General features: G+C 71.9%; 12 protein-coding genes. 4 read left to right on the top strand and 8 right to left on the bottom strand.

The window, feature by feature from the left end:
- Position 1: 1 nt before the first annotated feature.
- Positions 2-352, bottom strand: a complete 351-nt coding sequence (locus tag OG984_RS26905; protein ID WP_328529157.1) for an ArsR/SmtB family transcription factor — start codon at positions 350-352, stop codon at positions 2-4.
- An 88-nt stretch (positions 353-440) separates the two neighbouring features.
- Here OG984_RS26905 and OG984_RS26900 point away from each other — a divergent pair, with 88 nt between their 5' ends.
- The gene (locus OG984_RS26900; RefSeq protein ID WP_328529156.1) at positions 441-1,790 is read left to right on the top strand and encodes an NAD(P)-binding domain-containing protein; all 1,350 of its coding nucleotides are present in this window, start codon (positions 441-443) and stop codon (positions 1,788-1,790) included.
- Here the strand turns inward: OG984_RS26900 and OG984_RS26895 are convergent.
- Positions 1,777-2,226, bottom strand: a complete 450-nt coding sequence (locus OG984_RS26895) for an arsenate reductase ArsC (protein WP_328529155.1) — start codon at positions 2,224-2,226, stop codon at positions 1,777-1,779. The two genes, OG984_RS26900 and OG984_RS26895, sit on opposite strands and share 14 nt — an antisense overlap.
- Positions 2,227-2,267: 41 nt before the next feature.
- Positions 2,268-2,762, bottom strand: coding sequence for an arsenate-mycothiol transferase ArsC (locus tag OG984_RS26890; RefSeq protein WP_328529154.1), 495 nt, complete (start codon positions 2,760-2,762; stop codon positions 2,268-2,270).
- Positions 2,763-2,774: 12 nt separating this feature from the next.
- Here OG984_RS26890 and OG984_RS26885 point away from each other — a divergent pair, with 12 nt between their 5' ends.
- The 3 genes from OG984_RS26885 (at position 2,775) to chrA (ending at position 5,188) form a co-directional block, all read left to right on the top strand.
- The gene (locus OG984_RS26885) at positions 2,775-2,942 is read left to right on the top strand and encodes a hypothetical protein (RefSeq protein WP_328529153.1); all 168 of its coding nucleotides are present in this window, start codon (positions 2,775-2,777) and stop codon (positions 2,940-2,942) included.
- A 43-nt stretch (positions 2,943-2,985) separates the two neighbouring features.
- The gene (locus OG984_RS26880; RefSeq protein ID WP_328529152.1) at positions 2,986-3,699 is read left to right on the top strand and encodes an MIP/aquaporin family protein; all 714 of its coding nucleotides are present in this window, start codon (positions 2,986-2,988) and stop codon (positions 3,697-3,699) included.
- A gap of 124 nt (positions 3,700-3,823) precedes the next feature.
- A complete protein-coding gene (gene chrA / locus OG984_RS26875) occupies positions 3,824-5,188 on the top strand; it encodes a chromate efflux transporter (RefSeq protein WP_328529151.1) in 1,365 nt (454 codons plus the stop codon).
- On the opposite strand, the gene OG984_RS26870 is transcribed toward chrA, so the two are convergent.
- From OG984_RS26870 to benC, 5 genes are all read right to left on the bottom strand, one after another.
- Entirely contained in the window at positions 5,175-5,906 is a 732-nt protein-coding gene (locus OG984_RS26870; protein ID WP_328529150.1) for an alpha/beta hydrolase family protein, read from the bottom strand. The genes chrA and OG984_RS26870 overlap by 14 nt on opposite strands.
- Positions 5,903-7,114, bottom strand: coding sequence for a benzoate/H(+) symporter BenE family transporter (locus tag OG984_RS26865; protein ID WP_328529149.1), 1,212 nt, complete (start codon positions 7,112-7,114; stop codon positions 5,903-5,905). The genes OG984_RS26870 and OG984_RS26865 overlap by 4 nt, the downstream gene beginning before the upstream one ends.
- Complete coding sequence (locus OG984_RS26860; protein ID WP_328529148.1) at positions 7,111-9,780, bottom strand: helix-turn-helix transcriptional regulator; 2,670 nt, start codon at positions 9,778-9,780, stop codon at positions 7,111-7,113. Before OG984_RS26860 ends, OG984_RS26865 begins: the two co-directional genes overlap by 4 nt.
- Before the next feature lie 20 nt (positions 9,781-9,800).
- On the bottom strand, positions 9,801-11,087 hold the full coding sequence (locus OG984_RS26855) for an MFS transporter (protein WP_328529147.1): 1,287 nt from the start codon (positions 11,085-11,087) through the stop codon (positions 9,801-9,803).
- Positions 11,088-11,157: 70 nt separating this feature from the next.
- On the bottom strand, positions 11,158-13,932 hold the full coding sequence (gene benC, locus OG984_RS26850; RefSeq protein WP_328529146.1) for a benzoate 1,2-dioxygenase electron transfer component BenC: 2,775 nt from the start codon (positions 13,930-13,932) through the stop codon (positions 11,158-11,160).
- Between the last annotated feature and the right edge of the window lie 3 nt (positions 13,933-13,935).

Genomic DNA, 13,935 nt, shown 5'->3' with positions numbered 1-13,935 from the left:
CCTAGGGCTGGGAGCCCAAAGCGCCCGCGAGCGAGTCGAGGGCGCCGGGGACGATGGAGAAGTAGGCCCACCGGCCGCGCTGCTCGCGGGCGACCAGTCCGGCCTCGACGAGCAGCTTCATGTGATGGGAGACCGTCGGCTGGGACAGCCCGACCGGCTCGGTGAGGTCGCAGACGCACGCCTCCTGACCCTCGGAGGCCGCGATGATGGAGAGCAGCTTGACCCGGTTGGCATCGCCGAGCGCCTTGAACACCCGCGCCAGCGCCTCGGCCTGGTCGTCATCGAGGACACCGGCGGTCACCGGCGAGCAGCATGCGACGGCGGCGGAGGGAAGCACGGGAAGAACGGTCATGGCAGGAGTCTAGCGAATGATATTGACGAACGTCGATACGTCGCCTAAGGTCGCCGACATATCGAAGTTCTTGAATCTGAGGAGCATCATGACCGACCTGCCTGTTGCCGTCATCGGCGCCGGACCCCAGGGCCTCGCGGCCGCAGCCCACCTCCTCGAGCGCGGCCTCACCCCGCTCGTGCTCGAGCAGGGACGCGAGCCCGCCGCGGCCGTCGCCGAATGGGGCCACGTACGCCTCTTCTCGGCCTGGCCCGAGCTCGTCGACAAGGCCGCCGCCCGACTGCTCGAGCCGACCGGCTGGGAGGCGCCGGAGAAGGGGTATCCCACCGGCGCGCAGTGGCGCGAGCGCTACCTCGTTCCGCTCGCCGACGCTCTCGGGGCCCACGTCCGCTATGGCGCCACGGTGACCGGAGTCTCCCGCAAGGGCCGCGACCGGCTGGTCGACGCGGACCGCGCCGAGCAGCCGTTCGTCCTCCACGTGACCAGCGCCGACGGCTCCGAGGCGATGTATCGAGCTTGTCGAGATGAGCGTATCGAGGCGCAGGCCGTCATCGACGCCTCCGGCACCTGGCGCCGGCCCAACCCGGCCGGGGCCGACGGGCTCCCCGCGCTCGGCGAACGCGCCGCCCACGCAGCCGGCAAGGTCAGCTACGCGGTGCCCGACCGGGCCGACGCCGCGACCTACGCCGGCAAGCACACCGTCGTGATCGGCGCCGGTGACTCGGCGTTCAACGCCGTCAACGAGCTCACCGCCATCGCCAAGGACCACCCGGGAACGAAAATCACCTGGGCGATCCGCCGGGCGGTCTCGACCAACACCTTCGGCGGCGGCGAGGCCGACGAGCTCCCGGAGCGGGGTGCCCTCGGCGTACGCGCGAAGAAGGCGGTCCAGGACGGCTCGGTCGAGCTGGTGACCGGGTTCCGCACGGAGCGGGTCGACGGCGCCACGGTGACCGCCGAGGATGGACGCACCATCGAGGCTGACCAGGTGGTCGTCCTGACGGGCTACCGCCCCGACCTCGGCTTCCTGAGCGAGATGCGGCTCGACCTCGACCCGACGCTGGAGGCGCCGCGCAACATCGCGGTCCAGATCGACCCCAACATCCACTCCTGCGGCTCGGTCAGCGCGACCGGGGCCAAGGACCTCGCCCAGCCCGAGCCCGACCTCTACCTGGTGGGGATGAAGTCCTACGGCCGGGCGCCGACATTCCTGGCGATGACCGGCTACGAGCAGGTACGCAGCGTGGTGGCCGAGCTCGCCGGCGACCACGACGCGGCCGCCCGGGTCGAGCTGGAGCTCCCCGACACCGGAGTCTGCGGCGGCGCCGGGGTCTTCGACGACCCGGACAGCACGAAGAGCGGTGGCGGCTGCTGCGGCCCGGCGGCTCCGAGCGAGGAGCTGTTCACGATCAGCCGGGCGCCGATCACTCTCTCGTGACGGAGCGGGCGGGGGTCACGCCGAGCTCGTCGAGCAGGCCGAGCACCCGCTGCTCGATCTCGTCCCGGATGCCGCGTACGTGGTCGATGCCGCCGCCCTTGGGGTCGGTGACCTTCCAGTCCTCGTAGCGCTTGCCCGGGTAGTACGGGCAGGCGTCACCGCAGCCCATGGTGATGACGGCGTCGGCGCTGCGTACGACCTCGTCGGTCCAGGGTTTCGGGAACTCGCCGGAGATGTCGATCCCGAGCTCGGACATGACCTCGACGGCGACCGGGTTGATCGCCGCTGCCGGCGCAGAGCCGCCGGACCAGCCGATCGCCTGGTCGCCGGCGTAGTGCTGGAAGAAGCCGAGCGCCATCTGGGAGCGGCCGGCGTTCTCGATACAGAGGAAGAGGACGGCGGGCTTGTCGTCGGGCGTCGATCGATCAGCGTTCATCGGAGCTTCTCCTGGGGTGGGGGTGTGGGGAAGAGCAGGGATCAGGAGTCGAAGCGGGAGGCGAGGGCCCTGACCCGGCGCTCCAGCTCGAGGTAGGCGGCGTCGAAGGCTTCGGGGCCCTTGTCCACCGGGTCGGGGATCGACCAGTGCAGCTCACCGGGGACCTTCGCCGTCTCGTGGGCCCGGTCGCAGACGGTGACCACCAGGTCCTCGGGAGCGAGCACGTCGTCCATACGGGCGGGCTCGACGATCGGGAGGTCCAGGTGGTGGCGAGCAGCGGCGTCGACCGTCCCGGGATTGATGCGATCGGCGGGATGAGTGCCGGCCGATGCGGCCGGGATCGTGCTGACCTGGCGCCACAGCGCGGCGGCCAGATGGGACCGCGCCGAGTTGCCCGTGCAGACGAACAGGACACGCCTGGGCACCGCCACGGGGGACGCGGTGCCCAGGCTCTCGAGCGTGTCCTGCTCGAGGTGCAGGTACGTGCGTCTCCCGTCGCCCTCGGAACGATGACGGGAAACGACGCCTGCGCTCATCAAGGTCTGCACATGATGAGCAAACAAGTTCGACGGGATGGACAACATCCCGGCGAGCTCTGTGGGGGAGGCATCACTCGTCTGGAGGCTGTCGACGATGCGAAGCCGCACGGGATCGCCGAGCGCGGCATGTATCTTGGCCCGGCGTTCCAGCTCGGCCTGTCTTTCAACCTCCATTGACTCAATATTGACTGAGCAATCTCCGGAAGTCAAGAATGCCGGGGTGACCTCCTCCCTCCCGCGCCGCCTGCTGGCCGAGTTCCTGGGCAGTGCGCTGCTCGTCGCCGTCGCCGTCGGCTCCGGCATCGCCGCGCAGCAGCTCTCCCCCGGAGACACCGGCCTGCAGCTCCTGGAGAACTCGATGGCGACCGTCTTCGGGCTGGCCGCGCTGATCCTGATGTTCGGCCCGGTCTCCGGCGCCCACTTCAACCCTGTCGTCTCGCTCGCCGACTGGTTCCTCGGCCGCCGCACCGGCAAGGGGCTCTCGCTCGCCGAGGTCGGCGCCTACGCGGTCGCCCAGATCCTCGGAGCGATCGGGGGTTCGCTGCTCGCCAACGTCATGTTCGACGTCGACCAGGCGATCTCGACCAAGGACCGCGCCACCGGCGGTCACCTCGTGGCCGAGATCGTCGCCACCGCGGGCCTGGTCGCGCTGATCTTCGCCCTCGTACGCAGCGACCGCGGCGCCCTCGCGGCGCCCGCGGTCGGCGGCTACATCGGCGCGGCCTACTGGTTCACCAGCTCCACCTCGTTCGCCAACCCTGCTGTCACGATCGGCCGGGTCTTCTCCGACACCTTCGCCGGCATCGCGCCGGGCTCGGTCGCGCCGTTCGTCCTCGCCCAGCTCGGCGGGCTCGTTGTCGGCGTACTCCTGATCCTGGCTCTCTACCCCGATGCCGGCGACCGTGCCGACGACGTCGTCGTCCCGCATCACTGAGCACAGACCCCCGATCCCGACGAGTGGTCCACGACGACGATGATGTCTTCGAGCACACCGCTTCGACCTTCCACGTTGTCCACACCTCCTCACGACGGACCCTGCTCACCGGAACGGACACCCCATGACCTCCGAGAAGACCCGCAACCGTGACGTGATCCCGCTCCAGGAGGCGACTCGCACCTGGTTCTCGATCTCCTTGCAGACCTTCGGCGGACCTGCCGGCCAGATCGCGGTCATGCAGCACAAGCTGGTCGACGAGAAGCGCTGGATCGGCCAGCAGCGCTTCCTGCACGCGCTGAACTACTGCATGCTGCTGCCCGGTCCCGAGGCCCAGCAGCTGGCCATCTACATCGGCTGGCTGCTCAACGGCACCCTCGGCGGGCTGATCGCCGGGATCCTGTTCGTGCTCCCCGGAGTCGTCGCCCTTCTCGCCCTCTCGGCGCTCTACGTCGGCGCCGGATCGACCGCCGTCGTGACCGGGCTGTTCGCCGGCCTCGCCCCGGCGGTCATCGCGATCGTGGTCCAGGCCGTGCAGCGGGTCGGCAAACGAGCTCTGCATCATCCGATCCTGGTCGCGATGGCGATCGCCTCGTTCCTGGCGCTGACCGTCTTCAAGATTCCGTTCCCCGTCGTGATCGTCGTCGCCGGCCTGCTCGGCTGGCTGGTCGGCACCCGGGTCCCCGCCTTCGTCCAGAGCAAGGGCCACGGCAGCGCGGACGACGGACCGGCACCGCTGATCAGCGACGACGCCCTGCACCACGACGCCCCTTCGAAGGTCCGCGGCCTGAAGATCCTCGTGCTCGGACTGGTGCTGTGGTTCGCTCCGGTGGCGCTGGCGGCGATCGTCTTCAGCCGTGCGAGCGTCTTCGTGGACATGGGCCTGTTCTTCTCGGGCGCCGCCGTCGTCACCTTCGGAGGCGCGTACGCCGTTCTGGCCTACGTCGCCCACCAGGCCGTCAACGTCTTCGGCTGGTTGAAGGCCGGCGAGATGGTCCGCGGTCTCGCGCTCGCCGAGACCACCCCGGGACCGTTGATCATGGTGGTCCAGTTCGTCGCCTTCGTGGGCGCCTACCGCAACCCCGGCTCGCTCGACCCCTGGGTCGCCGCCGTGATCGCCTCGCTGCTGGTGACCTGGGTGACCTTCGTGCCCTGCTTCCTGTTCATCTTCCTCGGCGCGCCCTACGTCGAGCGGCTCCGGAACAACCACCACCTCACCGCGGCGCTCACGGGCATCACCGCGGCGGTGGTCGGCGTGATCGCCAACCTCGCGCTGTTCTTCGCGCTGCACACCCTGTTCGACCGCTCCCGTGCTCTGGCCTGGGGCCCGGTCGACCTCGACCTCCCCGTCCTGTCGTCCTGGGACCCGGTCGCCTTCGCGATCACAGCGGTCGCGATCGCGCTCATGTTCTGGCGCAAGTGGTCCACCTTGCGCACTCTCGGTGCCTGCGCGCTGCTCGGGCTGGCCTCGACCCTCATCCCTCTCTGACCGCGGTGACCAGGTGCGGCCAGGCCGACGAGGCCGGGTCGCCCCAGGCGGCGTGGTCGACGGCGTCGACCACCTCGAGACGTACGCCGGGATGTGCTGCCGCATAGCGCTCGGAGATCGCGAGCGGGATCACGGTGTCGGCGGCGCCATGGAGGACCCGCACCGGGACCCGAGGAGCGAGGCCGAGCGGGTCGGCGGCGGCGTACGCCTCGGGCGTCTCGGACGGGCTGCCGCCGAGGAACTCCTCGACCGCGCCGTCACCGAGGCCGTCCTCGCTCATCGCGGCCAGCGCGGCGGCGGGGGCAAGGGCGACGACGCCGGTGACCAGGGTGTCCGGGCGCGAGGCCGCCCAGAGGACGAGCTGGCCGCCGGAGGAGTGTCCGACCAGGGTGATCCGGCGGGGTGCGTCGTTGTGGACGGTCCACTCCCGGCCGCTGAGCTGGATCGACTCGATCGCGGTCTCAACGTCCTCGAAGGCCTGCCGCCACTGGCCCGGGCCGTGCCGGTACTCCACCGTCGCGGTCAGATGGCCCGCCTCGGCCAGCGCCCGCCCGGCCGACCAGGTGCGCATCCGGTCGGAGTCACGCCACATCCCGCCGTGGAGGAGCAGGACGAGCGAGTCGGTCGCCTCCGTCGGCTCGAAGACGTCGGCGACCTGGCGGGCGGTGGCGCCGTAGCGCATGGTCGCGTCGGGGTAGGTGGTGTCGGTCGTGATCATGACTTCTCCTTGCTGTTGCGGTCGAGCAGCACACTGACCGCGACACCGACCACCAGCCCCCAGAAGGCTGAGCCGATGTTGAGGACGGTGATGTCGGCGACGGTCACCAGGAAGGTGACCAGCGCGCCGGTGACGTGAGGGCCGCTGAAGGCGGTCTGGAAGGCACCCTGGAGCGGCTTGAGCATGGCGAGGCCGCCGAGCGCGGCGACGTACGCCTCGGGCATGGTGGTGATCACCCGGACCATGCCCGGGGCGAGCAGCCCGAACCCGATGGCCAGTACGCCGCACCACACCGCCGCGGCATAGTGCCGTCGCCGCTCCCCCGAGGCGGTGACCAGTGCGTTGGTCGGCCCGGCCAGGCAGGTGGAGACCCCGCCGAACGGGGCCGCGACCAGCGAGGTCACCCCGCACCAGCCGGTCACCTGGTTCATCCTCGGGTCGTGGCCGGCGGCGCGCAGGACGGCCATGCCCTGGCCGTTCTGGACGACGAGGACGGTGATGAGCAGCGGGATGGTGAGCTCGACGAAGGCCGACCCGGTGAAGGTCGGTGCGGTCCAGACCGGGTCGATCACCCAGCGGCCGGAGACCTCGACGGCTGGCCGGTCCGCGAGGCTGACCGCGACCGCACCGACCGCCAGCGCCACCAGCACCGCGGGGAGCCAGCGGGCCAGCCGCGGGATCGCGCTGACCGCGAGGAAGGCGGCGACCATCGGTCCGGCGATCGCCAGGTCGCGGTCGACGGCGAGGACCAGGTCGGTGCCGAAGCGGAGGAAGACGCCGGCGACCATCGCCATCACGATCGGCATCGGCAGCAGGTGCATCACCCGGTCGACCTGCCGGGTCAGGGCCAGCGCGACCAGCAGCGCCGCGGCCATGACGAACCCGCCGACCGCCTCGGGCCAGGTGGTGCCGGCGGCCATCGCCTGGCCGACGACCACGGTGCCGGGGATGGTCCAGAAGTAGACCAGCGGCTGCCGGCTCCAGCGCGAGGCGATGATCGTCAGCACCCCGTTGAGGCAGAAGACGGCGCTCACCCAGGAGGCGACGACAGCGGCGGAGAGCCCGGCACCTTGGCCGACGGCCAGGATCACCGCGACCGGTCCGGTGCAGGAGAACAGGAAGCCGATGAAGCCGTTGACCAGCTCGTGACGGCCCAGGTCTCGCCTCAGGCCTGTCGGTGCGTCCCGGACGTCGAGGTCGGTGCTCATGGCTCCTCCGTCGGCTCGGCCGCCAGCGCGGCGAGCTCGGTCCGGCTGCGTACGCCGAGCTTCGCGTAGATGCGGGTCAGGTGGTACTGCACGGTCTTGGGCGAGACGAACAGCTGCGCGGCGACCTCACGGTTGGAGAGGCCCGAGGCGACCATCTCCGCGACGGTCTCCTCCTGGGGTGTCAGATCCACCGGCCCGCGCTGGCCGCGCGGTGCCCGCACTCCCCCGGCGCGCAGCTCGCGCTCGGCGGCGTCGACGTACATCGACGCGCCCAGACCGTCCCACAGGTCGCGCGCGGACGAGAGCAGCGCCTCGGCGTCGCGGCGGCGTCCGGCACGGCGCAGCGCCTGGCCGTAGGCGAAGGTGATCCGGGCGCGCTCGTAGCGCAGCGGCAGCCCGTCGAGGAGCTCGAGGGCGCGGTCGAAGGTGTCGCGGACCCCGGCGAGGTCGCCGCGCGCGCCGTGCCAGCGGCCACGTGCGGTGGCGAGCCTGGCCTGGGCGGAGCGGTGCTCCTCCTCGCGGGCGCGGGTCTCGTGCGGGCGCAGGAACTCGTCGGCCTCGTCCAGGCGGCCCTCGGCGACCAGCGCTGCGGCGTACGTCTCGGCCCAGGGCCAGATCGCCGGCTCGGTCAGCGCGCTGCCGGCCGGGGCCTGGGTGAGCGGCTCGAGGATGCGGAGCACGGCACGGAAGTCGCTGCGCGCCTCGGCGATGTGGGCACGAGCGAGCAGGGCGGGGACCCGCATGATCTCGTAGCCCTGCGCGCCGATCTCGGCGGCACGGGCGGTGCGGGCGGCGTCCTCCCAGCTGCCGCGCAGCAGATGGGTCTCGGTGGCGGTCCACTCCAGGAGCGGGGTGACCAGGGCGATGCCCGACGTCGTGGCGAGCGCTCGCCCGGCGGCGACCGTCTGCAGCGCCGCGTCGCCCTCACCGGTGAGGAACTGCACGCGCGCCAGCCAGGCCAGCGCCCACATCGCGATCCGCGTCGAGCCGCCCAGGATCCGCGGGTCGGTGACCCCCTCCAGTCGGCTGCGGCTCTCGTCGGGCTCGTCGGTGAGCACACCGAGCCAGCCGCGGCCCATCGTGACCCGCTGGGTCTGGGCGCCGTGACCGACACGGCGGGCGGCCAGGGCGTACGCCTCGTGGGCCTCCTCGAACCGGCCCGACATCGCCAGCCCGAGCCCGCGGATCGCCGCCGCCTCGACGCCCGCCGCCGAGTCGCGGCCGGCGAGCGAGATCGCCCGGTCGGCCCAGGTGACCAGCTCCTCACCACGGCACAGCGCCAACGAGTGCAGCACGTGGCGGGTGGCGATCAGCGCGGCGGTCTCCGGCTCCCGGTCGGCGTTGACGATGTCCCAGGCGCGCTTGAGCCGCACCTCAGCCTCGGCGGCGCGGCCGCGCAGGATCGCCAGGTAGGCGAGCACGGCGTCGCGCAGCGGCGTCTCGCGCAGGCTCTCGACGACGGGCACCAGCGCCGCCGCGCCCATGCCGTCGCCCGCCGCGACCAGTGCGTCGACCGATCGGATCAGCCGGTCGTCGCGGCGTACCGGGTCCTCGGTGAGGCGGCTGGCGTCGCGGTAGAGGGCCGCCGCCTGCGCCCAGGCACCCTCGTCGCCCCGCCGCTGCGCCAGTCGGGCGACCTCCTCGGCGAGCTCGGCGTCGGGCACCGGGGTCGCGGCGACGAGATGCCGGGCCCGCCGGACCTCGTCGTCGACGATCGCCGCCGCACGCTGGTGCGCGTCGGCGGCGCGGCGCGCGCCCATCGTGCCCAGCACGGCGACACCGACCAGCGGCGTACGCCAGCGGGGGCGGTGGTCGCGGGTCGTCTCGACGAGCCCGGCCGAGACCAGGGCGTCGACGGCGGACAACGGGTCCTCGAGCCCGGCGAGGTTCGCGGCCTGCCCCAGGGATGCGTCCTCCCCCAGGATCGCGAAGGCCTCGGCGAGCGCACGCCCGTCGGCACCGCAGCCGGCGAGCGCGAGCTGAACCTCGTCGCGTACGTGCACAGGGGCCGGCAGCTGGGTGTCCGGCCGAGCCCAGCGGCTCGGCGGGAGCTCGTCGAGCAGGGCGACCGCGTCCCGCGGGCTGCCGGCGGTGTGGCGGGTGAGGACCTCGGCCATCGCCGGGTGCAGGACCCGGCCGCGCAGTGCCGCGAGCTCGCCGACCGCGGTCGCGTCCAGCCCCTCGATGCGTACGGTCTCGGCGGCGATCTCGCCGAGGAACGGGGTGCTGCGGGTGGCCGCCAGCACCACCAGCACGGGGGCGTCACGGTGTCGGCGCAGCGCGGAGGCGATCGCCTGCAGCGAGAGCGTGTCGGCGAGGTCGGCGTCGTCGACCAGGACCAGACCGGGCTCGTCGGCCGCGGCGGGCTCGAGGGCTCGCGCCATCAGCGCGTCGGCCGCGGCGACCGGATCGGCCGGCGGAGCCCCGCCGAGCAGCTGGCGGAGCACCGAGCCAGGACAGTCCTGCTCCCAGGCACCCGCGCGCGCCTTCAGGGCCGGCGTGGCGACCCGGTCGGCGAGGCCGCGGAGCAGCGCGGTCTTCCCCAGCCCTGGGTCCCCGAGGACCAGGACGGCGGCGGCGCCTTCGGTGCGAGCCAGGGCCAGCCGCGAGGTGAGCTCGACGAGCTCGTCCTCGCGACCGACACACCCAGCTCGTTCGATGAGCACGGTCACACCCTAGGCCCCTTTCATGCAGGCAGACCCTCGTCGAGGGCGACGGTCACGACCGGCTCCTCCGGGGATCGCGGCACCGCCACGGTGACCACCGCACCGAGCACCGCGAAACCCGCGAAGATCTGGAAGGCGGTCGTGCCTCCGACTCCGGCGGCGACCAGGGCTCCGCCGATGATCGGTCCGACGATCCCGCCGAGGCGCCCGAACCCGGCGCACCAGGCGACACCCGCGCCGCGGGCCCGGGTCGGGTAGTAGTTGGCGACGAGCCCGTAGATGAGCACCTGGGTGCCGATCGTGCCGACGCCGGCGATCGCGACCGCCGGGAACAGGACGGCGAGGGGCAGCCCGAGGGGCAGCAGCAACAACATCAGGCCGGCGAGCACGAAGGTCGTCGAGACCACCTTCTTGGCGCCGGTCCGGTCAGCGACGTACGAGGCCAGGAGGCCACCGATGATGGCGCCACCGTTGAGCACCAGCAGGAAGGTGAGGGCGTACGCCTTGCCGTAGCCGTTGTCCTCCATGATCTTCGGCAGCCAGGTGTTGAGGCCGTAGGTCAGCAGCAGGCCGGAGAAGCTCATCAGGCCGAGCACGATGGTCGGAAAGGCGAGCGGGCGGCGGGCCAGGGCACCGAAGCCGACCGCGTCCTGGGCGGTGCTGGTCGCGGCGACCCGGCCACGGGAGTCGAGCCACAGCTGCGACTCGGGCAGCTTGGCGACGGCGAACGGGAGCAGCAGGACCAGCGGGGCGGCGCCGATCGCCATCAGGATCCGCCAGTTGGAGCCGCTCGGGTCGATGATCAGAGCCATCAGCGAGGCGCTCACGCCACCGGCGGGGATGCCGCTGTAGACGATCGCGTTGAGCCGGTTCTTCCGCTCCGGCGGCGCGAACTCGGCGACCAGGGCACCGACGGTCGCCAGGATCGCGCCCAGCCCGATACCGGTGAGGAAGCGCAGGATGCCGAAGACGGCGATCGACTGCGCGAAGGCGGTCGCGGCCATCCCGAGCGAGAACCAGGTGATGCTGGCGAGCACGACCTTGCGGCGCCCGATCCGGTCGCTGACCGCGCCCGCGCTCAGCGCGCCGACGAGGACGCCGACCAGGGCGTAGCTGCCCAGTGTGCCCGCCTGGCCCGCGGAGAGCTGCCCGATCTGGGTGGGGTCGGCCATGAGCGTCGGCAGCACCGTGCCGTAGACCACGAGGTCGTAGCCGTCGAACATCAGGGCCAGCGCGGAGAGCGCGACGACCCAGGACAGCTGGCGCCCGGTCCTGGCCCGGGCGATTTCGTCGGTGTTTTCGGACATGGTGATCTCCATGGGTGACGCGAGCGTGCTCGCGAGGGGAGGGACGGCCCCGAGAGAGGAACCTGGTGGCTCAGCCGAGGTCACCGCCGGCGACGGGAAGGACCGTGCCGGTGATGTAGGAGGCTTCCTCGGAGGCGAGGAAGCAGATCGCGGCGGCCTGCTCGTCGAGCGTGCCGTAGCGGTGCATCAGTGAGGTCTCGAGGGTCTGGTCGATGTGGGCCTGGAACCACGCCTTCTCGGCGTCCGTCCGGGGCGTTGGTGTGCCCCGGGAGATCCGGCGTGGCGGAGCCTCCGTACCTCCCGGGGCCGTCGCGGTGACCCGGATGCCGGCTCCGGCGTACTCCAGCGCGAGGGAGGCGGTGATCGCGTTGATCCCACCCTTCGCGGCCGAGTACGGGATCCGGTGGATGCCACGGGTCGCGGCCGAGGACACGTTCACGATCACGCCGCGACCACGCTCGACCATGCCCGGCAGAGCCGCCCGGCAGGCATAGAGCGTCGTCATCAGCGACCGGGTGATCTCGGCGTCGATCTGCTCGGCGGTGAACTCGGTGAACGGCTTGAAGTTGATCGCTCCGCCGACGTTGTTGACGAGCACGTCGATCCGGCCGTACGTCGCGACTGCCCGCTCCACGAGGGCGGCCGCGCCCTCGTAGTGCTCGAGGTCGCACTCGACCGCGCTGGCGCTCGCGCCCTGGCCGGTGAGCTCGTCGGTGACCTCGGCGACCAGCGGGGAGCGGTCGGCGAGGACGACCTTGCCACCCTCGGCGGCCACCCGGCGGGCGACCTGGGCGCCGATGCCCTGGGCCGCGCCGGTGACCACCACGACCTGCCCGGCGAACCGGCCCGGGGTGATGAACCTCGGCCTGGTCGCGGCGGCCGACTCCGCCATCGCGCGCCGCATCGTCTCCTGGGACCGCTCGCTGTGGGCCTTGATCAGGTCGCGGGCGGCGATCCGGTCGCCGCGCTCGAAGGCCTCGACGATGTCGAGGTGGTCCTGGGTGCACCGCGGGTGGCACCAGGTGGCGTTGCGCAGCACATCCTCCATCCGGCCCTTCACCCCGAGCGCCTGGTAGGCGGCCAGCAGGTGGCCGTTGCCGGTGAGGGTGAACAGGTAGTCGTGGAAGGCCGCGTTCGACTCGGTGTAGCCGTGGGCGTCCAGGAAGCGGTCGCCGTCGACGTACGGGAGGGTCGACTCGGCGAGCAGCCGGTAGCCGGCCAGCTGCTGGGAGTCCAGCCGCCCGATGGTCAGATCGAGCGCCCCCACCTCCAGCGCCGCCCGGGCCTCGAAGATCGCGTCGGACGCGGAGATGTCCGGGTGCTCCTCGCCGATCGTGTAGCCGTCCGTCGTCGAGATCTCACCTCTGGCGGCCGAGACCTCAGTTCTGGTCGTCGAGTCTGCAGTTGTGGAGACCGAGTCTGCAGTTGTGGCGGCGGGGAAGACCTCCTGGCCGCCGATCCGCCGGGCGCCCTCGGCCGGGATCAGATCCTCGCCGTCGACGACCTCGCCGGCGGCGCCGTCGAACGCGACCGGCGCCATCAGCTGGCCGGCGATGCGGCGTACGACGTCACCGTCGTTACGAGCCACGGCATCGGTCTCGGCTCGCTCCAGGTCGCGAGCGGAGAACATCTCCTGGCCGCCGATGGCTCGCGCCGCCGGGTCGGTCTTCCATTCGTTCGCCACAACTGCAGTCTCGGCCGCCACAGGTGCAGTTTCGGCCGCCACAAGTGCAGTCTCGGCCGCCACAGGTGCGGGCTCGGCGGCCACAGGTGCGGGCTCGGCGGATGCATCGGCAGGGGCGGGGACGGCGAGGGCAAACTTCTCGTAGTAGAAGCCGGTGGGCTCGATGCCGGCATCGGCGACGTGCGTACGCACCGCCTCGACCATCGGCGGCGGGCCGCACAGGTAGATCGCGACGTCGCCGTCGTGGAGGTCCTCCTCGCCGATCAGGCTCATCACGTAGCCCTTGTTGGCGGCGCTCGAGGCGGGGTCGGAGACGCAGTGGTCCCAGGTGAAGGCGGGCAGCCGCGAGACCAGCTCGCCGACCTCGTCGAGCTTGACCAGGTCGTCGTCGGTGCTGACGCCGTAGACCAACCGGCCGCCGCGGTCGCAGCCGTCGACCTCCAGCTGGCGCAGCATCGAGAGCACGGGTGCCAGCCCGGTGCCACCGGCCAGCATCAGCACCGGCCGGCGCGCCTCGCGCAGGAAGAAGGAGCCGTTCGGCCCGGTGAAGGTGACCTCGTCGCCGACGGCGGCGCGCTCGGTCAGCCAGGTCGACATCGCGCCGCCCTCGGTCAGCTTGACCAGGAAGACGAGCCGCTCCTCGTGCGGGGCGTTGGCGAAGGAGTACGACCGGGTGACCTCGGTGCCCGGGACGGCGATGTTGACGTACTGGCCAGGCAGGAAGGCGAGCTCACCGCGGTTGGGGATGTCGATGGACAGCTCCACCGTGGTCGGGCTCAGCCGGTCCAGGCCGACGACGGTGCCGGTGTAGCTCGCTGCCCCGGTCTTGGCGACCTCGGAGGTGGTAGCGATCTGCAGCGCGAGGTCCGAGCGTGGCTTCATCGAGCACGGCAGGGCGTACCCCTCGGCGGCCTCCGCCGCCGACAGCGCGTCCTCGATGTAGGTGCCGCCGTCGTACTCCCCCGACTCGCACAGCGCCTTGCACGTCCCGCAGGCGCCGTCGCGGCAGTCCAGCGGGATGTTGATCCGCTGCCGGTAGGAGGCGTCGGCGACGGTCTGGTCCTCGCGGACGGTGATGAAGCGGGTCACCCCGTCCTCGAAGGAGAGGGCCACCTGGTGAGCGGCGACCTCGCCAGAAATGGGCTCAGCAGTTGCAGTCATCGC

Source organism: Nocardioides sp. NBC_00368 (assembly GCF_036090055.1).
GTDB lineage: Bacteria > Actinomycetota > Actinomycetes > Propionibacteriales > Nocardioidaceae > Nocardioides.
Note: the sequence above shows the minus strand (reverse complement) of the source record. Positions and strands in the feature narration are given on the sequence as shown.